Raw genomic sequence first — 17,917 nt, 5'->3', positions numbered from 1 at the left:
CTGTTCAAGGTGTGATGATGCCCGTCAACAGGCCGTAGGCCCCGATCAGGCCGGCAATCAATGTAACGGCGAAGATGATGAGCTCGGTGGAGGTAAACAGCTGCAATTTCTGCTCACGCCGCGCCCAGACATAAAGAATGGTGCCGGGCACCAGGAGGACGGCGACGAGAAGCACATATTTGAGACCGGCGGCAATGAACATGAAGATCGTGTAGATGACGGCGATCCAGGCGAAGATCTGGTCGCGACCGCGCTCATTGGGCGTCGTTTCATAGCCCACGCCGCTGCGGGCAAGCAAAACGCCGTAGCCGGCGACGAGGAGATAGGGCAGTAGCGAGGTGACGCTCGTCATGTCGAGCATGAAATTGAAGGCGTCGCGTGACCAGTAGGTGGAGATGATGAACAGCGACACGACCAGGTTCGTCAACCACAACGCGTTGGCTGGTACGCGATTGGCATTCTGCGCGGCAAAGAGCCTCGGCATGTCGTCGGACTTGGCCGCGGCGAAGAGCACTTCGGCGCAGATCAGCGACCAGGCGAGATAAGCGCCCAACACCGAGACCAGAACGCCAATCGAGATGAATACGGCGCCCCAGTGCCCGACAACGGCTTCGAGAACCGCGGCCATTGAAGGTTGCTGGACGGCGGCAATCGCCGATTGCGGCATCACCGCATAGGGAAGCATGGTCACCGCCACCATCAGACCGGTGACGCCGACAAAGCCCAGTATGGTTGCGGCGCCGACATCGGAGCGTTTTTCGGCAAAGCGTGAATAGACGCTTGCGCCTTCGATGCCGATGAACACGAACACAGTGATCAACATGGTATCGCGGACCTGTGCGACCAGCGGCTTTGCCGGCATGTCCGCACCGCCAAAGAAGTTCTCGGAGAACTGCGTGTAGTTGAAAAAGAAGATCAGCAGCAGGATGAAGACGAGGATCGGCACGATCTTGGCGACGGTGACGACGGTGTTGATGAACGCTGCCTGCTCCACTCCCTTCAGGATCATGAAATGGAAGGCCCAGACGCCCAGCAGCGACACGATGATCGCAATTGCGCTGCTTCCGTCGCCGAAGATGCCCGGGAAAAAGCGCCCTAGGGTCGACCCGATGAGCACCCAGTAGAAGACGTTGCCGAGGCAACTTCCGAGCCAGTAACCGAAGGCCGAAAGGAAGCCCATGTAGTTGCCGAAACCAGCCTTGGCATAGGCGAACACGCCCGCGTCGATGTCCGGCCGTTTCTCGGCGAGAGCCTGAAACACACGCGCGAGCATGTACATGCCGGTACCCGCGATTGCCCAGGCAATGATGGCTCCGAAAGGCCCCGTGGCGGCGCCGAAGCGACCGGGCAGGTTGAAAATGCCGGCCCCGACCATGGATCCGACAACCATGCCAGTGAGTGCCAACCGGGAAAATTTCTGCGTGGATTGAGATGCCATGTCGCCCTCTCATGCCAACTGATGTTGCTTTTTAAGGCTTATGCACGTCGTGTAATTATTTGCTCTGGAACGATAATTCGTTTCCCCGCGACTGTGATCCGTATGAAGTACCACGAATATGCGATGCTTGCAATTTTTTGCGACCACTGGCTGTAAATGCGCGACCACTCATCGCGTTGCGCGATCGACTAAATGCTAATACGTCCTGTCGCGATGCCGAGAATCGCGACAACTGCGCCGACGGCCGCAACCATAAATATGGCGGTCTCCGCCGGAGTAAAGGCTGGCGCACTCTGCTCGCGTCTGGCCATGAAGTAGAGGATGGTTCCAGGTCCATAGATGGCGGCCGACAATAGCAGGTGCTTGGCGCCCGCGGCATAGATCAGCCCGGCGGTATAGAGAAGCGCGATACCGGCCCGCACGAAGTCGCCACGATGACTGGACGAATCCCGCTCGTATGTCTCGCCGCTCCAGGCGAGCTTGAAGCCGTAAGCCGCAACCAAGAGGTACGGGATCAGAATCATCGAGCTCGTCAGCTCCAGCGCCAGGGTGAAGGCGTATTGCGCAAAGAGAGTGAGGATCAGGAACACCTGGACCACAATGTTGGTGAGCCAGAGCGCGTTCGAAGGAACACCGCTTTCGTTCTCTTTGGAAAGAAAGCGCGGCATCGTGTCGAACTTCGATGCCGAATAGAGAATTTCGGCGGCGAGCAGCACCCAAGAAAGGTAGGCGCCGGCGACCGAGATTATCAGAGCGGCGCTGACGAACAGCCGACCCCACGGTCCGACCACCGCTTCGAGCACACCGGCCATTGAAGGATTTCTGAGCGTTGCGAGATCCGTGCGCGGCATTATCCCGTAGGACAGGAGCGTAATCAGAACCATCAGCGAAAGCACGCCGAGAAAGCCGGTCAGCGTCGCGATACCGACATCGGCCCGGTTGCGAGCGTAACGCGAATAAACGCTCGCGCCCTCGATCCCGACAAAGACGAAGACCGTGACCAGCATCGTGGCGCGCACCTGGCTGGCGATGTCGGCGAAGGTCGGGTCACCGCCGCCCCAGAAATTGGCGGCGAACAGGTCGTATCTGAAACCCGCAATCACGAAGACGATGAAGAGCAAGATGGGAACAATCTTCGCAAATGTAACGATCGTGTTGATTACCGCGGCTTCGCGAATGCCGCGCAGGATGACGAAATGCATGCACCAGAGGAGGATCGAAGACGTTGCGACCGCGAGTATCGTGTTGCCATCGCCGAAGATCGGGAAGAACAGCCCCAGTGTCGATTTGATGAGCACAAAGTAAGAAACATTGCCCAGCAGCGCCGCCGACCAGTAGCCAAGAGCCGAGAGGAAGCCGAGATAGTTGCCGAAGCCGGCCTTGGCATAGGCATAGATGCCTGCGTCGAGATCGGGGCGGCGCCGCGACAGTGATTGGAAGACGAAGGCGAGCATCAGCATGCCGACGCCGGCGATCGTCCAGGCGATGATGGCACCGAACGGTCCGGTTGCGCGGCCGAAGGCCTGTGGCAAGGAAAATATCCCTGCGCCGACCATCGAGCCCACACACATCGCCATCAAGGTCCAAATCGAAAACTTTCCTTCAGAGGGGGAGGTCATGACACAAACCGAGTTGTTGGATGGGTGAAGTTTAGCGCGTCCTTTGACGCAAAGTGCTCAGCAAGAAATCCAGAAACTACGCCTCCAGTCCCATTTGCAGGATTACGCACGGGCCGCACCTGTATTGGATGCCGATCATCAACCACGTGCATAGGTCCCGAAAAGGTAAAGGACGATGATGTAACAGAGTATCTGCAGTGAGTAGGTCTGGCCATTGCCGGTATAGGCCTGGCGAACCCACTGCGCCGCTCCAATGACCGTCGCGCTAGTTCCGTTCCAGACGGCCCTGGCCAAGGGTTCGGTGACCGCTGCCAACGCCGGTTTATAAAAGCGATAGAAGGCGTCGATGCCCGTTTTCGAAAAGCGGCCGAGATTGCCCCGGTAAATAAGCCAGGCGACGAGAAAGATCGCAGCCGACAGCATAAGTGCGACCGTCATCGCTGGCAGTGGATTCCAGTGCGCATAAACCTCTTCGAGCGACATTCCCTGCCAGACGAGCCTTGAGGAAAATTGCGGGTCGATTGCTGCCGAAATCGGACCCATCACGAGTTTCGGGAAAAATGAGAGTGCCAGAATGGCGACCGCAAGCAGCGCTTGCGGCGCAAGCAGGCTGATCGGGGCTTCACGCAGATATAGCCGGTCTCCTTTCGGTGGGCTTAGGAAGATCGCGTAGGCGAAGCGGAACATGTAAAGCAGACCGAGCAAGGTCGCAGCCACCCCAAGCGCGGCCAGCCCGTACCACCCACGATCGATCATGGCACTGAGGAGCAGCCATTTGGCGCCGAAGCCGACGAGTGGCGGCAGTCCCGACATTGACAGCAGCGCGACGACGGCAAGCACGAAAGTGAGCGGCATTGCCTTCATAAGTCCGCTGATTTCGTCGAAGCGGCGCGTGCCGGTTCGCAAAATGACGGCAGCTGCCACGAGAAAAAGAATGCCCTTGACCATCAGATGGTTGGCGATGAGATACATCGCCGTCACCCAGCCAAGATGGCTCATCATGGCGATGGCCGTCATGATATAGCCGATCTGGCTCATGCTCGAATAAGCGAGCATGAGCTTTACGTCATCCTGCTTGAGCGCCATCGCTGCACCGCCAAGCGTGGTCAGAAGGCCGATCCAGGCCATCACATGTGCAAGCTCCAACCCCATGTTTGCCCTGATCGCCAGATAGGTGACAAGAAACAGGCCGACGATCGCGACCTTGCTGACCACGGCCGACAGCATCGCCGACATGTCGTCATCGGCTTCCGCATAGGCGCCGGGAAGCCAGACATGCAGGCCGATCGCGCCGGCCTTGATGAGAAAGCCAATCCCCAAGAGGGTGAATGCCATCGACGCCATGCTGGACGAAACGAGCGCGTCTAGGGAGATGGTGCCGCTCGCTGCAGCCGCAAGCCCGAAACCGGAAAGAATGCAGAAGGCCGAAATCAGGGAAAACATCAGGAAGGGCAAGGCATGCGGGTGCGCACTTCGCCCTTGCATGATGAGGAAATAGGTCGACAGGGTGATCAGCTCCCAGTTGAAGAAGAACTCGAGGCTGGTGGGCGCCCAAAGCAGTCCGACGATCGCAAGCAGCAGGACCGTCATGAATGGATAGTACCCGGGACGCTGATCGGTGCGATAAAGCCCCGCCATGGCAACGACGAGCCCGCCCCCAAGCAGAAGGGCGGCGAACAGCTGATTGAGCCCGGACATCAAAGAGACTTGTGCCATGCCGAGAAAGAACACGAGCGCGAGCATCAGCACGCATTTGATCCGGCCGGGAAGCCCGTCCACGCAGAAGACGCCAAGACCAGCCAGGAGCGGCAGGAAAAGCTGGAGCGAGGCAACCCCGGCAAGGCGTGATGCGATCCAACCTCCCGCAGTCAGTAACATCACGCAGACAAGCGACGGCGCGAGTGCAGCGACCCTGGGCCAGGCTTCGGCAATCTCGGCCGACGCCCGTGTCGACTGCTTGAACCAGCGAAACATATAGGCAGCTTCGAGAAGCGACCCAGCCAGAATGAGGATCACCCAACCGTAGCGCTCGCCCGCGGCAAGCCGCACCACGAGTTCCCACTTTGCCCAGAAGCCCGGGAAAGGTGGCAGACCGGAGATTGCAACCAGCAACATGGCAAAGACGAGGAGTGTCAGCCGTCGGTTGGCGATGGCAGGCCATGCCGCGGTGCGTGGGAGCCCAACCGCACCGGCCAGCCAGAACAGGCCGGCCTTCGCGAAAAGATGGTTGAAGAACAGTCCGCCGACCACAAGCGGCATCGCTGCATCGGCGTCGAGTTCTTTCAGCAAGGCAAGCGACAGCATTAGCAGGCCCATCTGGGCAATCGACGAATAGCCGAGCAGGCGCTGCACCTTCGTCTGCGGCAGACCGGCGAGATTGGAGAAGAGAAAGGTCAGACCGCCCGCCCAGGCAATGAGGTCGTAATGGGTCGCAAACAGCGGCAACAGCTTGAACAGCGCAAAGAAGACGCCTGCCGACACGCCTCCGGAGATGAGGGCTGCAATCCCGGGGGGCGCGGTTTCGTAAACGTCGAGACCCCAGCCATTGGCGGGAAAGGGTTTCAGTTCGAGGATCAGCGCCGATAGGACAAAGAGAAGCGCCGTCGTGCCGATCGGGCCTGATATCAGCGCTCTGTGTTCGATCATGTCGTCGATGTTGAGGGTTCCGGTGACATGGTAGAGCAGCACCGCGCCCAACAGGAAGCATGACGAGGCGAGCACCGTCGCCATGATATACTTGAAGCTTGCCGAAAGTGCCGCAGGGCTGCCCGCCGTCCCTAGCAGGCCGTAGGTGGCGATCGACATGATCTCCAGAAAGACGAACTGGTTGAAGAGATCGCGGGTCATCACCATGCCGTTGATGCCCATGACCAGTATGAGATAGAGCAGCAGTGCCGCATAGGAGTTACGCAGCCGGCCCCACAGCTGCCAGACGCCGAGCATTGCGGCGAGATTGACGCTAACAGCGAAAAACCCCTCCCAAAGCCCGAAGCGCAGATTAATGGAAAAGGGTGGAGTGGTTCCCGCGGTATAGATCTCGATTGTCGACCCGCCATGGAGCAGCCACCACAACTGGACTACTGAGACAAGCGTCATGCCGGCAAGGGCGGTGAAGAAGACGATGGCCGGGAGCGGCTTGACAATGCGATAGACAAGCGGGATCAGAAAGCCGCCGCCAAGGCCGAGCAGGAAGATCGTCAGCGGTTGCAGCACGCCGCCTACCATTTCGATTCCGTCAGCGCGTCGATGGAAAGGGTTTTCCTGGCATCATGGATACGGATCGCAAAGGCAAGCATCACGGCGGTCACGGAAAAGCCGATGACGATCGCCGTGACTACCAGCGCGGCGGGGATGGGATCAACCGAACGCACCGTTGCCTCGGAGATTGAAAGCGCCTTGTCGATGATCGGGGCCGTTCCCCCGGTTACATAGCCTGTCGCGACCATCACCAGATGCAGCCCGGTATTGATCAACGAAAAACCGATGATGATGCGCAGTATGTTGCGATGACTAAGCATCCCCCAGAAACCGATAAGGACCAGCGCGAAGCCCGTGACCATGAGAATGTGCGACACCGGCAGCCCCATGTTTCCTCCTTCAGCTTCTGAAGCGATCGATGACGACGCTCAGCTCCGCCCCTACCTTGATGCCCAACAGCGCCGAAATCACCGGGATCGCCCCGGCGCTGGCGAGTGAGCCAAACTCTCCCTTGGGCAGGATGTCGCTGTCGAGAAACCCGCCTGCGAACCAGAGCCCGCAAATCCCGAGCACGACGTAAATGACGCCGGCCAGCGATTCCGTTACGTTTAGAAAGCCTTGATGGAGGCCCGTGCCGGGGCGGGCGAGCACTAGCAGCATCACGCCCGACGCCACCACAGCCCCTCCCTGGAAGCCGCCGCCGGCCGAAAGGTGACCGTTCATGATCACATAGGCGCCGAACAGGAAGATCAGCGGCAGGATGATCTTCGCGCCGTTTTCCACGAGCTCGCTTGGCCGCGGGGCTTCGTTCGTGCGGTCTTGCGCCGGCGATCCGCCAAGCAGGATGCCGACGCTCGCAGCCACCATGAAAAGGACTGCCACTTCGCCGAGTGTATCGAAACCGCGAAAGGTGATCAGGATGCCGGTGACGACGTTCGCTCCGCCGAGATCCTGTGGCACCGTGGTGAGATAGTGCCGGGCAAGCGGCGAGAGCGTCTGGCGTTCGCTATATCCGCCTGCGACGCCGGCGAAGATGAACGCGAAGAAGAGGATGGCAAGAAGGCTGAAGACGCGTTTTGTCATGCCTTGCCCTCCTTGGTCGCCTCACCTGCATCGCGAAGCGCATCCACAACCGTCGTCTCCGCCATCGGCGTGCGTACTGCATGGGCCGCGCGCGACAGCGCGTGCGACGACAGGGGGTTGGTTATCAGAACGAAAACGGCGACAATCAAGAGCTTGAGCGACCAGTCGGGATGGTAGATGCCAAGCCCGGCGACGACAAGGATGTTGCCGAGCGTCGAGGCCTTGGTCCCCGCCTGGATGCGGGTAAAGACATCGGGCATGCGCAAAAGCCCGAGGCCGGCGGAAAAGAGAAAGAACGCGCCGACGAGGATGACGATACTGCCGACTAGCTCCTGCACGTCTCACTCCTTCTCTCTACCGGCGTCTCCGCCGCCGGTTCTGCGAATGGCATAGAGAAAGATCAGCGTCGCGAGCCCGGAACCGATTGCTGCTTCCGCCATGGCGACATCGGGCGCGGCAAGCAGCACGTAGGAGACGGCCGCAAGCAGGCTCGCGAGCCCGGAACTCACCATCGCCGTCATGAGATTGGGAAGGCGCACAGCAAGAACCCCGCTGATCAGGATGCAGCCGCACACCAGCACAACGAGAAGCTCTAGCATCGTGTCACGGCCCCTTTTCCAGGAAACGAGCGATAGCAAGCACGGCAAGGAAGCTGAGCAGCCCGTAGACGAGCGCCACATCGATATACACGAACCGGCCGGAAAGATGCGCATAAAGCGTCACCAGCGCGATCGAGACCACGGTCAGCATGTCGATTGCAACGACGCGGTCCATGAGGGTTTTGCCGATGATCAGACGCAGCGCCCCGAAAACGATGCTGAAGAAGATGAGAACGGCGGCAATGCGAACGATGAAATCAGCCAAACGCCGCCCCCAGGTGCTTTTCGAAGGGGCCGGCGATCATCGCGGCGGCTTGCTCCGGGTCTGTCGTCTTCACATCGAGCCAATGAACGAAAAGGGCGTCGTCCCTGATGTCCATGACCAGCGATCCTGGGGTCAGCGCGATCGCATTGGCAAGGGCAAGGCGACCGATTGGCGATTTCAGCCGCATCGGGATCCTCACGATGCCGGGATGAATGTCGATGCGCGGCGAATAAACGTAGCGCAGCATGTTGACGTTCGCCTTCACCAGTTCGATGAAGAATACCGATGCAAAGGCAAGGCAATGGTATGCGGCGCCCGGTGTCAGCGCGGTCTGCTGCCATAGTCCATCGCGACGCGAAAAGATCAAGGCTATGGCAAGGGAGATGACGGCGCCTGTCATCACGACCGGCAGTGCGAGAGAGGCGTTCACGATCAGCCAGAGCGCGAACAGCAAAACCCAAAGGCCGATCAACCCCTTGAGGGCTTCAGGCAAGCCGCGTTCGGTAGTTTCGCTCTCCGCCGGCATAGCATCGACCTTCGTCGCCACTGCTAGTAGCAATCAAGCAGGGTTACCCCTCGAAATCAAGAGGGGCCGCCCTCCCGAAGGCCGACAACGATCGAACGAAGCCTGACATCGCCCACGAAGATTGTGGCATTGCTCGCTCAAAATCTCGAAACCCGCGAAGCCGCAAGATGATCAGAGCCTCAACCAAATGTCATCGAAATCAAGCTTGAAATTTGCAGCAGAGCCGTTCGGACTTTCAAAGCTTTTCAAAGAAATCGTTCAAAGGCCCGATTGCGTAGAAGACAATTCGAAGACATTCGATCCTCGAAATCATCTTAATGCTCCGCTAAGATTTCATAAGTTTAATCAGAGTTAGAAGCCGGGAAGTAACTTAGCGGCAAGACGCTCTCTGGCGAATTGCTGCCTGTCCTACCGTTAGCAGCCACTTTTCTCCCCGACAGCTTCATTGAAGCAATCAATGATCGACGAGTGGTGATCAAGATGTTTGCCAGGCTATTGGTACTAAGCCGTTATATCATGATCCTGCCAGTGGTCGTGACGTTGATTGGAGCCATATCGCTGATAGTTTACGAGACTGCGGTCATGGCTCTAAGTATCCGCGATACAGTGGAGAACATTGCTATCTCGACGCAAGCAGTCAAAATGTTTGCGATCGGAGTGGTCGAGGGCATTGATGTCTTCCTAATCGCCGTAGCCGCCTACATTATCAGTCTCGGCCTTTATACGCTTTTCATTGACGAGAATTTGGAGCGCCCCCGATGGCTCATGCTGAAAGATCTCGAAGACCTGAAAGCAAATTTGGTCAGCGTGGTGATTGCCGTGCTTGCGGTACTGTTTCTTCGAGAGGCTGTTGCGTGGGATGGGTCGCAGAGAATTGTCTATCTGGGCGTGGCGACAGCCCTTATCATCTTTGCGCTAGCCTTCTACCTTTCCAAGCACAAAGGCTCCCCACCATGATGCGTGGTCGTTCGTCGGCAGGCCGCTTCTACGTCAAGCCGGCCGGCGGCTGGGGACGGAAAATTCTGGCCTGCGCACCATTGCCGGCCTGGCAAATTGCCTGGAGAGCACGAATAGCATCTATTGCGCCGGAGCCGTTTCCTCTATCCGCTCGCTTCCGCCGAGCGCCCATCGGGTGACTGGACGAGCGAGAAGGACGAGAACGATCCCGAAGCCGGCGCTGATCAGGAAGATGCGGGTGAACGCGTCCGGAAGTCCGGCGGCATGCTCGGTGTCCATTCCTGCGGCTAACAATCCCGCCATCAGGTTGCCGAGCGACGCGGCGACGAACCAGAACCCCATGATCTGGCTGGTAAAGCGCTCTGGCGCAAGGCGGGAGAAGGTTGAAAGCCCGACCGGACTGAGCATCAGTTCGCCCACTGTGTGCAGCAGGTAGGTACAGACGAGGAAGAGCCCGGTAACCTTTACGCCCGTTGCCGCTGTGTGCGCCGCCGGTACTAGGATCAGGTAGCCCAGGCCCATCGCGACGAGCGCCAATCCAAATTTCACGAAAACGGGAATGGTCCAGCGTTTCTCGGCGTAGATCCAGAACGCCGCAAAAGCCGGGGTCAGCAGGATGATGAAGAGGGAGTTCAAGTTCTGGAACCATGAGGCAGGCACGGTGAAACTGCCAAGCTGGCGCTGTGTGAGGTCGTTTGCGAAGAGGTTGAGCGAGGAGCCGGCCTGTTCAAAACCGGACCAGAAGAGCGCGGCAGCCACGAAAAGGAGGGCTAGGACGATCATGCGCCGTTTCTCAGTGCCACTAAGGTCCCCTGCCAAATAGATGTTGAGGAAGAAGCCGATGGCCACGGTCACGATGATCAGGCCCATGGCCTGTGCCAGCCCTTGCGCGCTGGTCAGATTGATCTGACCGGTTAGCGCTGCTGCGGCGACCAGGACGACGACGAGGCCACCGATGGCACCGGTGAAGAGGTGGTCACGACGGCCGGTCGCCGCGTCGGGGTGATGGTGCACGGCGGGCGCCCCACCCTTGTCGGCAAGGGAGGTGCGGCTCGCCCGCAGGAAGTTGATCAACCCCAAGAACATGGCACCGGCGGCCGCGCCGAAACCCCAATGCCAGCCCCAGTTCTCGCCGAGGTAGCCCGCAATAAGTCCCCCGAGGATCGCGCCGATGTTGATGCCCATGTAGAAAAACGAGAACCCTGCGTCGCGGCCGCCGATATCGTTCTTGTCGTAGAGTTGGCCGACCATGGTCGAGATGTTTGGCTTGAGAAGCCCGGTGCCGATCGCGATGCAGAGGAGGCCGAGGAAGAACACCATTGCAGCGGAGCCGGAGACCGCGAGCAGGACATGCCCGATCATGATAACGACACCGCCAACGACGATCGCACGCTTGCAACCCCAAAAGCGGTCGGCGATCCAACCACCTGGTAGCGCCAATATGTAGGCCGATGCGGTATACAGGCCATAGATCGCTGCGGCGTCGGCCGTGGTGAGACCCAGGCCGCTATTCTCGACCCGATCCACGAGGTAAAGGATGAGGATCGCCCGCATGCCGTAGTAGCTGAAGCGTTCCCACATCTCGACGAGAAAAAGCGCAACCAGTCCTGGTGGATACTTGACAGAGGTCGTCATCGGCTCCCCCCAAGTTATACATCTGCGCGAGTATAGCGCCAATCACCGCGGAAAGCGCGCGCTACTGACCGTAACCTTGGCGTCAGCAGCATATTGGATGAGATTGATTGCAGCTTTGAGCGATCGCAAAGGATATCAGGTTAGGTCTATGAGGACAAAGCGTGGCTAAACCGGACTTACGACGGCGCACTGGCGGACTTCGAGTGTGCAACTTTGCTTAGGCGATGGGGCTGGATTGCAAGGGCGGTACATAGAGCCGGCCGGGTGCTTTCTGCGAGGAGGTTTTTTCGTATCAATGCTGCTTGACGCGAATACGGCCCACCTCTGGAAACGAATTTGCTAGATACGCGATTGATACTCGTGGTTGGCGCACCATTATCCTCCGTAGGAAATCTTTCTCGAGCAAACATAGTTGGTGGAAGACACGATCATGTTACGCTCTTTGCTCCTAGTCATCTGCTTGACCATTGCAGGAGCCTCGCTTTTAGCGTGTGCTCCTCTTACCGAGCCCATCGATGTTAACAGCAATGCCGCGCTCAGCACGAAGTCAGCAAATAGGAACCCAGGCCCTAGGCGCGTCAAAAGCAAGACTGACTGCAAGGCAAAGCCCAATTACGCAGGGATGCTCCGCACACTCTGCTATTGACCACTTAGAGCCCCTTTCAACGGAGTTGGGTGGCTAAGCCGCGGGAACACTGGCATAGTCGTCAACGGGTGCGTTTCTGTTTGAAGCTTCTTCACTCGCAAAAACAAGCTATCCTATTGAGGTTGCGTGGGTATTCGAAACAAATGACGTCAATCCTGATCCCGTCGCCATAGGGAACGCTGCCGCCGATGACGACGTCGCAGAGATTGATCCAGATGCGTAACATGATACCTCTGTTCCCCCCGGGCAGGGCAGCGTTTGCGTCCGCCATTTCCCGCGGCGACTCGCTTGCTCCCGATGGGGCATTGACCGCGCTTGCGAACTCTAGGAGGACCCGTCTCCCATCATTTTGACAACGTGGCCGCGGTGCGCTCGCACGATAGGCTCGACAATGGTTGTTCGGCACACCTTCAACAATGTCAGCGTCGTGGCCTCAATCCCGCTCCAACCGAGAGTAACCAACGACGTCCGCGTCGAGGATTGCTGCAAGGGGGACTTATGCCAGCCCACAAGACTAAGGCCCAATAGGATGTTCGCTGAGAGCGAAGCGCTCCGCCTTGAAATGCCGGCGAAGTTCACGATGGATGACTTCGGTATTGGCGGATAATCCGGTCTTCCATCTAACGTCGAACACGAGAAGTTGCTGCTCGTCGTGACGCGTGCGGCTTGAGACGAAGCGGACCTCGCAATCAAGGGTATCGAGCACGCGTCGCAGTTCCTCGGCTTCAAGCGATGACCAATCCGCGAAGATTTCGACGCGAGTACGTTGCCGCCTTGAATCGATTCGTCAAAGGCCCGCATTGGTGACAGAAAGAAAAAGGCAACTGCAGTACCGACAAGGCCACTACCCAACTGTCCGCCGCCGCAAAAATCAAGCAAGGGAAATCTGTCGATCCGCCATATCGATTGTTGATTGCCGGTGCGCGACGATGACTCGAGTAATCCTCAAGGCCCCGACTGCGTTGTTTATCGTCGCTTCATTCTTGGAATCTAGATGACTGGTTGCTTCATCGAGAAAGAGGATCGAAGGCCGCCGGTACAAAGCCCGCGCCAGAAACAATCGTTGTATTTGGCCGCGCGACAAAGCACTCCCCATATCCCCCACGAGTGTCTCGAAGCCCATGGGCATCTTAAGGATGTCTTCGTCAATGGCTGCGATTCTGGCACACTCCTCAACCCATTTGTCATCGAACTGCGGATCAAACACAGCAATGTTCTCTGCAATTGACCCCGCAAATAACCGGTCCTCCTGCAACACGCAGGCTATCTGACTCCGGTAGTAACTTAGACCCATCTGCCGGATATCTTGCCCGCCGAGGCTGACGGTTCCGCTCGTCGGCGTAATCAACCCAGCCATGATTCTCAGGACCGTTGTCTTTCCGGAACCGGACGCACCGGTTATCGCCAAACTCTCTCCTGGTGAAACAGAGAGGCTCAACCCGTTTAAGACGAAGGGTTCGCTGTCGCCGTAGCGGAAACATATGTCTGTCGCGCACAATGCTCCAAGCCTCACTGGATTCACGAGAGTGGCAAAGTCACGGCGGGTCATTTCTTCTGGTTCAGCCAGGGCAATGTCGGCTACACGCTCCGTGTGGAGGTTCAACATTCGCAGTTTGATCACAAACCCAATTAAGCTTTGAGATCGCACGATGAACATCCCTTTGTATGAAATGAACGCGATTAGCATGCCGGTCGTCATATTGCCGCCGATCACCGCTCTGGCACCCATCCAGAGCGTCACGATGCCTTCCACACCTGCCACAAAGGTCGCAACTGTTCCAAAAAGTAGATCCAACTTCTTGATCCGGAGTCCAGCATTGATGGTGTCAACAAGCAGGTTGAGCCAGGCGTTTTGGCGGCGCTCGCAAATACCCAACGCCTTGATGCTTGCAATGCCGCGTATCGTCTCCATGAAGTGTGTGTCTTCTTTGGCGTTATGGACGATTGCCGCCTCATTCGCCTCCCTGTAGGGGACGTATGCGAGAAGTCGAAGGATCAGATCGAGACCGAGGCTAACGAGCGCGACAGCTGCAAGCTGACCGCCGAAGAGTACCATCATCGCCGCTGAAGCGAAGATGACGATGACGTCAAGCATGGTGACAACGAGTTCGGCGGTTAGTGTCGTTTGAATTGGGGTGAGCGACCCAAACCGCGAAACGATATCCCCTATGTGCCGCTTTTCGAAGAAATCCAACGGCAGTCGCAACAAATGATCGAAAAGGCCAATTTGCCAATGAACACTCAGCGATGTACCTAGCATCAAGCTGGCCCATGACTGGGCAACGCTGACCATCGTTTGGAGGAAGAGGAACAATCCGAGCCCAATGGCAATAAGGCTGAGGAGGTCGAGGTCGCCCGCTACGATCGCCTGATCCACAATGATCTGCGTCCCTATTGGTATTATCAGCCCTAAGATTTCCAGAGCGAGGGACAGGATCACAATTTGAACAAGTGCTCGCTTCAGTCCGACTATACGACCAAACAGACAAATAAGAGGGAGTCGCTGACGCTTGCTTTGCCTTTCAAAATTGCTCCCGGGCCAGGCTTCTAGGGCAACTCCAGTGAAGCTGCTTGAAAATTCGCTTAGCGGCACACGTCTGCGGCCGCGGGCAGGATCGACGATCGTAGCGTGGTTTGTTGCAACACGCTCGAGCACCACGAAATGCCGGAGATTCCAATGCAATACGCAAGGCAGTCGCAGATTGCGCAATTCATGTAGGTCAAGCCGAAGAACGCCGGCGCTCGGCGTCACAATGCCCACAACACGGACTCTGCGCGTGTATTCGCCAAAGATTATGAAAAGCGCCACCAGGCAGATAGCTATCGTTGCCATGCCCGCCACCATCAAGATCGGAAGGGGCTGCAATAATTTCGGCCTACCCAACCAGTTGACGCGCTGTGCGGCGATGACTTCGGGGCGAAGAAAAGAGGACGCAGTTATTTGCGATAAAAGATGACCCGAGTTTTCTGGCGGCGAGTTGACCATCGTCGACGTCATTTTAGAATAGCGACGCGCAACCTGTCGCACATGAACTCAACAGAATAGCCCGTTGGCGAAGCACTCCAAAAGGGCAATGACAATGCAATGACCGCTCTCGTCGTACCTCGCACTAGGAGCGTAGTTTGAATTTACGGACGCACGAGTACGCCTTCTAGGTATTTCGACATCTCATCGACGGAAAAGGCACCGGAATAGCGCTTTGCGTTGATAAAGAACGTGGGCGTCCCATGCACGTCAAAAAGTTGCTCAGCTTTCTTTCGCCCGTCAATGATTTGATCCAACAAGGTCTGGTTTGATAGGCATTTGAGAAACGCAACTTCAGACAATCCTGCAAGTCTTGAAATGCGCAAAAGAGCTGCCTTAGCATTTGCGCCCCGAGCCCATTCATTCTGCTGCTCGAAAAGCACATCAAGCAACGGCTGCCTAGCTTTCGCCGGAACGCATCGCCCCAACATGGCGGCGCCAGCTGATGCCGTATCGAGCGGAAAGTCCCGCATAACGAAATTTGCCTTACCGGTGTCGATAAATCTCTCCCGCAGCGCTGGAAAAACCTGGGTGGCGAACGCTGCACAGTGTGGACAACCCATCGACGCATACTCAACTATGGACACGGGCGCATTCGCGTTGCCGATGATTACATCGTCAATGGGCTCGTTGCTTACTAGAACCGCCTGTCGCGTGAATTCGCTGGATTGTGGCGCTCGTGAAAGCAACCAAAGCCAAGCGCCACCTGCCAAGAGTATAACGAATGACAAGAGAATTAGGCGCCGAACGCTCATGATTGATTGTTTATACAACTAACACCTCGTTTTCGGCACCTAAGTCTCGTGCGGCAATGCGGTCCGCTACGAGGTCGGCGCACCCCCTGGCGCGCAACGATCCTTTCCGTTAGAGCCTGTGGAAGGACGCCCATTCAGGCCCTTGCCATCAGATCCAAATACTCCGCCGGTTGGGGACCTGCTGGAACCCTTCGAAGTCGACTTCCCAGGGTTGCCATTTCCACCACCCCTGCCCCCGCTGATGAGACTTAGTTCGTGACTGTTCAGTTCGCGCATTCGATCTACCTCCTAGCGTTAAGCATTTCAGACAGGCAACACTACTTATAAGGGCCTATCTTGAGGACGCTATCCGTAGATGTACCTAGGAAATATCATCGGCTTTGCCTTTTACTTATCGATTTCAAACGGACAAATGTCATATGCCCATTAGGGTTAGCCACCAGATTCCGGACGCCCCACCCGCTCGACGTCTCCCAGATCGACAATGCCTCCACGGACATTCATTTCCTGGAGGTGGTCGACGGAGCGGTTGTGGTCGTCGGCCGTTCGTATTTGGCCGTCGTCACCCGATATGGCGACACTGGCCATCGACTTCTGCCTCACCTGGAAAAGCCATCGGTCTTGTCGGTCGCGCTTTGTCTTACCCAGGCCATCCGCGAAAAATGGCTTGCGGCGCGAAATCTCAGTCACGCCTGGCCAATGTTCGGCCGGCCGCGTCTGTTCGCGGATCTGGAGCGCTGCGTGCCGTTGGCCATTGTCAATCACAACCTTCAGGAAAACCCCAAGATGCTGAAGGTGCCGTTCATCGAATGGCAATACAACACTGCGGCTCCGACTACTTGCGGCGACGAACCCAGCGGGTGCTGTTGTCGTTTCTGCCGGGTACGGCAATTGTCGCCATAAGGGATCAGCATGTTTGCCTTGCACTAGTCGTTTCACAGCCCTACCGGCTTCGCAAAGCTGGAGGTCAGATACAATCCCCGCGAGACTAGTCGTAGGTGGATTTAACAGATCGCCCAAAATGCCAAGCCACGGGCGTCCCGGGATGCGGCGATTTCTCGCCGCACCCAACGCATCTGGCTTTAAGCTTTGATGAAGGCCAGCAGATCGGCGTTCAGGACATCGGCGTTAACCGTCAGCATCCCGTGCGAAAAGCCTGGATAGGTTTTGAGCGAACCGTTTTTCAAAAGCTTGGTCGACTTGAGTGCCGAATCCGCGATCGGCACAATCTGATCGTCCTCACCGTGTAGGACAAGCGTCGGCACGGTGATTTCCTTCAGGTCTTCCGTTTGATCGGTTTCGGAGAACGCTTTGATGCCATCATAGTGGGCCTTGGCGCCGCCCATCATGCCCTGACGCCACCAATTCTGTATCACGCCTTCCTGGATCTTCGCACCGTCGCGGTTGAAGCCATAGAATGGGCCGGCCGGAACATCGCGGAAGAACTGCGCGCGGTTTGCGGCAAGTGCCGAACGGAAGCCGTCAAAAACTTCGATCGGCAGGCCCTCGGGGTTCGAGGCCGTCTTGACCATGAGCGGTGGAACGGCGGAGACGAGAACCGCCTTGGCGACCCTGCCGGCCTTTTGACCATGCTTGGCGACATAGCGAGCGACTTCACCGCCGCCTGTCGAGTGACCGATATGCACGACATTCTTTAGGTTCAGGTGCTCGACGACGGCAAACGCATCGGAGGCGTAATGGTCCATGTCGTGACCTTCGGAGACCTGGGCCGAACGGCCGTGACCGCGGCGGTCATGGGCGACGACGCGATATCCATTGGCGAGGAAGTACAACATCTGTGCGTCCCAATCGTCGGACGACAGCGGCCAGCCGTGGTGGAACATGATCGGCTGTGCGTCCTTCGGACCCCAGTCCTTGTAGAAGATCTCAACGCCGTCCTTGGTGGTTACAGTGCTCATGCTTTTGCTTCCTTCAGTGGAGTGCTTCGTGGATGCAGCGTTGGCTGCAACGCTGAAAGAGGTTGGAATTGCAAGGGACGCGGCGGCGGCAGCTCCAGTGATGAGGGCAGCGCGGCGTGTAAGCGGGAAGAGGTTATCGGTCATTTCGGCTCCGGGTTTCCGTCGGGTGTGGTGCGCGCGACGGGTGTCTGATGGACGGATATTGTCGAAGAACAGAGCCATCAACAATTGCATCAATAATTCAGATTTAAT

17 protein-coding genes are annotated in these 17,917 nt (G+C 57.5%); 2 read left to right on the top strand and 15 right to left on the bottom strand.

Annotated features, from left to right (window positions below; genetic code table 11):
- Positions 1-4: 4 nt before the first annotated feature.
- The 9 genes from C934_RS0108440 to C934_RS0108400 form a co-directional block, all read right to left on the bottom strand.
- Positions 5-1,438: a basic amino acid/polyamine antiporter gene (locus tag C934_RS0108440; RefSeq protein WP_018856277.1), complete on the bottom strand. Its 1,434-nt coding sequence runs from the start codon at positions 1,436-1,438 to the stop codon at positions 5-7.
- 188 nt (positions 1,439-1,626) lie between these two features.
- Positions 1,627-3,057, bottom strand: a complete 1,431-nt coding sequence (locus C934_RS0108435; protein ID WP_026371670.1) for a basic amino acid/polyamine antiporter — start codon at positions 3,055-3,057, stop codon at positions 1,627-1,629.
- Between the two features lie 138 nt (positions 3,058-3,195).
- A complete protein-coding gene (locus C934_RS0108430) occupies positions 3,196-6,282 on the bottom strand; it encodes a complex I subunit 5 family protein (protein WP_018856275.1) in 3,087 nt (1,028 codons plus the stop codon).
- A complete protein-coding gene (locus C934_RS0108425; protein ID WP_018856274.1) occupies positions 6,276-6,644 on the bottom strand; it encodes a sodium:proton antiporter in 369 nt (122 codons plus the stop codon). The genes C934_RS0108430 and C934_RS0108425 overlap by 7 nt, the downstream gene beginning before the upstream one ends.
- Before the next feature lie 10 nt (positions 6,645-6,654).
- Entirely contained in the window at positions 6,655-7,338 is a 684-nt protein-coding gene (mbhE, locus tag C934_RS0108420; protein ID WP_018856273.1) for a hydrogen gas-evolving membrane-bound hydrogenase subunit E, read from the bottom strand.
- Positions 7,335-7,676 carry a monovalent cation/H(+) antiporter subunit G gene (gene mnhG, locus C934_RS0108415; protein ID WP_018856272.1) on the bottom strand — a complete coding sequence of 114 codons (342 nt, stop codon included), beginning with the start codon at positions 7,674-7,676 and terminating at the stop codon, positions 7,335-7,337. The genes mbhE and mnhG overlap by 4 nt, the downstream gene beginning before the upstream one ends.
- 3 nt (positions 7,677-7,679) lie before the next feature.
- Entirely contained in the window at positions 7,680-7,937 is a 258-nt protein-coding gene (locus tag C934_RS0108410) for a hydrogenase subunit MbhD domain-containing protein (RefSeq protein WP_018856271.1), read from the bottom strand.
- Between the two features lie 4 nt (positions 7,938-7,941).
- Positions 7,942-8,202, bottom strand: coding sequence for a monovalent cation/H+ antiporter complex subunit F (locus tag C934_RS0108405; RefSeq protein ID WP_018856270.1), 261 nt, complete (start codon positions 8,200-8,202; stop codon positions 7,942-7,944).
- Positions 8,195-8,761 carry a Na+/H+ antiporter subunit E gene (locus tag C934_RS0108400; RefSeq protein WP_245267924.1) on the bottom strand — a complete coding sequence of 189 codons (567 nt, stop codon included), beginning with the start codon at positions 8,759-8,761 and terminating at the stop codon, positions 8,195-8,197. Before C934_RS0108400 ends, C934_RS0108405 begins: the two co-directional genes overlap by 8 nt.
- A 435-nt stretch (positions 8,762-9,196) precedes the next feature.
- Here C934_RS0108400 and C934_RS0108395 point away from each other — a divergent pair, with 435 nt between their 5' ends.
- Positions 9,197-9,685 carry a YqhA family protein gene (locus C934_RS0108395; RefSeq protein WP_198011807.1) on the top strand — a complete coding sequence of 163 codons (489 nt, stop codon included), beginning with the start codon at positions 9,197-9,199 and terminating at the stop codon, positions 9,683-9,685.
- 120 nt (positions 9,686-9,805) lie between these two features.
- On the opposite strand, the gene C934_RS0108390 is transcribed toward C934_RS0108395, so the two are convergent.
- From C934_RS0108390 to C934_RS34610, 5 genes are all read right to left on the bottom strand, one after another.
- A complete protein-coding gene (locus C934_RS0108390; RefSeq protein WP_018856267.1) occupies positions 9,806-11,320 on the bottom strand; it encodes a peptide MFS transporter in 1,515 nt (504 codons plus the stop codon).
- 1,160 nt (positions 11,321-12,480) lie between these two features.
- Positions 12,481-12,672: a hypothetical protein gene (locus C934_RS34615; protein ID WP_156828733.1), complete on the bottom strand. Its 192-nt coding sequence runs from the start codon at positions 12,670-12,672 to the stop codon at positions 12,481-12,483.
- A 165-nt stretch (positions 12,673-12,837) separates the two neighbouring features.
- Entirely contained in the window at positions 12,838-14,952 is a 2,115-nt protein-coding gene (locus C934_RS0108375) for a peptidase domain-containing ABC transporter (RefSeq protein WP_210162750.1), read from the bottom strand.
- Between the two features lie 143 nt (positions 14,953-15,095).
- Positions 15,096-15,764: a DsbA family protein gene (locus tag C934_RS0108370; protein ID WP_156828732.1), complete on the bottom strand. Its 669-nt coding sequence runs from the start codon at positions 15,762-15,764 to the stop codon at positions 15,096-15,098.
- Positions 15,765-16,178: 414 nt separating this feature from the next.
- Positions 16,179-16,334 (bottom strand): hypothetical protein, encoded by a 156-nt coding sequence (locus tag C934_RS34610; protein ID WP_156828731.1) that lies wholly within the window; start codon positions 16,332-16,334, stop codon positions 16,179-16,181.
- Between the two features lie 33 nt (positions 16,335-16,367).
- Between C934_RS34610 and C934_RS34605 the strand changes: the two genes are divergently transcribed.
- Positions 16,368-16,649 (top strand): hypothetical protein, encoded by a 282-nt coding sequence (locus tag C934_RS34605; RefSeq protein WP_156828730.1) that lies wholly within the window; start codon positions 16,368-16,370, stop codon positions 16,647-16,649.
- 179 nt (positions 16,650-16,828) lie between these two features.
- On the opposite strand, the gene C934_RS0108360 is transcribed toward C934_RS34605, so the two are convergent.
- Entirely contained in the window at positions 16,829-17,665 is an 837-nt protein-coding gene (locus C934_RS0108360) for an alpha/beta fold hydrolase (RefSeq protein ID WP_198011806.1), read from the bottom strand.
- Between the last annotated feature and the right edge of the window lie 252 nt (positions 17,666-17,917).

The organism is Rhizobium sp. 42MFCr.1, assembly GCF_000377185.1.
GTDB lineage: Bacteria > Pseudomonadota > Alphaproteobacteria > Rhizobiales > Rhizobiaceae > Rhizobium > Rhizobium altiplani.
Note: the sequence above shows the minus strand (reverse complement) of the source record. Positions and strands in the feature narration are given on the sequence as shown.

Excerpts from the sequence above, each read along its gene's own strand:
- C934_RS0108440 (WP_018856277.1), bottom strand. The coding sequence starts at position 1,438 with ATGGCATCTCAATCCACGCAGAAATTTTCCCGGTTGGCACTCACTGGC.
- C934_RS0108435 (WP_026371670.1), bottom strand. The coding sequence starts at position 3,057 with ATGACCTCCCCCTCTGAAGGAAAGTTTTCGATTTGGACCTTGATGGCG.
- C934_RS0108430 (WP_018856275.1), bottom strand. The coding sequence starts at position 6,282 with ATGGTAGGCGGCGTGCTGCAACCGCTGACGATCTTCCTGCTCGGCCTT.
- C934_RS0108425 (WP_018856274.1), bottom strand. The coding sequence starts at position 6,644 with ATGGGGCTGCCGGTGTCGCACATTCTCATGGTCACGGGCTTCGCGCTG.
- mbhE (WP_018856273.1), bottom strand. The coding sequence starts at position 7,338 with ATGACAAAACGCGTCTTCAGCCTTCTTGCCATCCTCTTCTTCGCGTTC.
- C934_RS0108410 (WP_018856271.1), bottom strand. The coding sequence starts at position 7,937 with ATGCTAGAGCTTCTCGTTGTGCTGGTGTGCGGCTGCATCCTGATCAGC.
- C934_RS0108390 (WP_018856267.1), bottom strand. The coding sequence starts at position 11,320 with ATGACGACCTCTGTCAAGTATCCACCAGGACTGGTTGCGCTTTTTCTC.
- C934_RS0108375 (WP_210162750.1), bottom strand. The coding sequence starts at position 14,952 with ATGGTCAACTCGCCGCCAGAAAACTCGGGTCATCTTTTATCGCAAATA.
- C934_RS34610 (WP_156828731.1), bottom strand. The coding sequence starts at position 16,334 with ATGGCCAGTGTCGCCATATCGGGTGACGACGGCCAAATACGAACGGCC.
- C934_RS0108360 (WP_198011806.1), bottom strand. The coding sequence starts at position 17,665 with ATGAGCACTGTAACCACCAAGGACGGCGTTGAGATCTTCTACAAGGAC.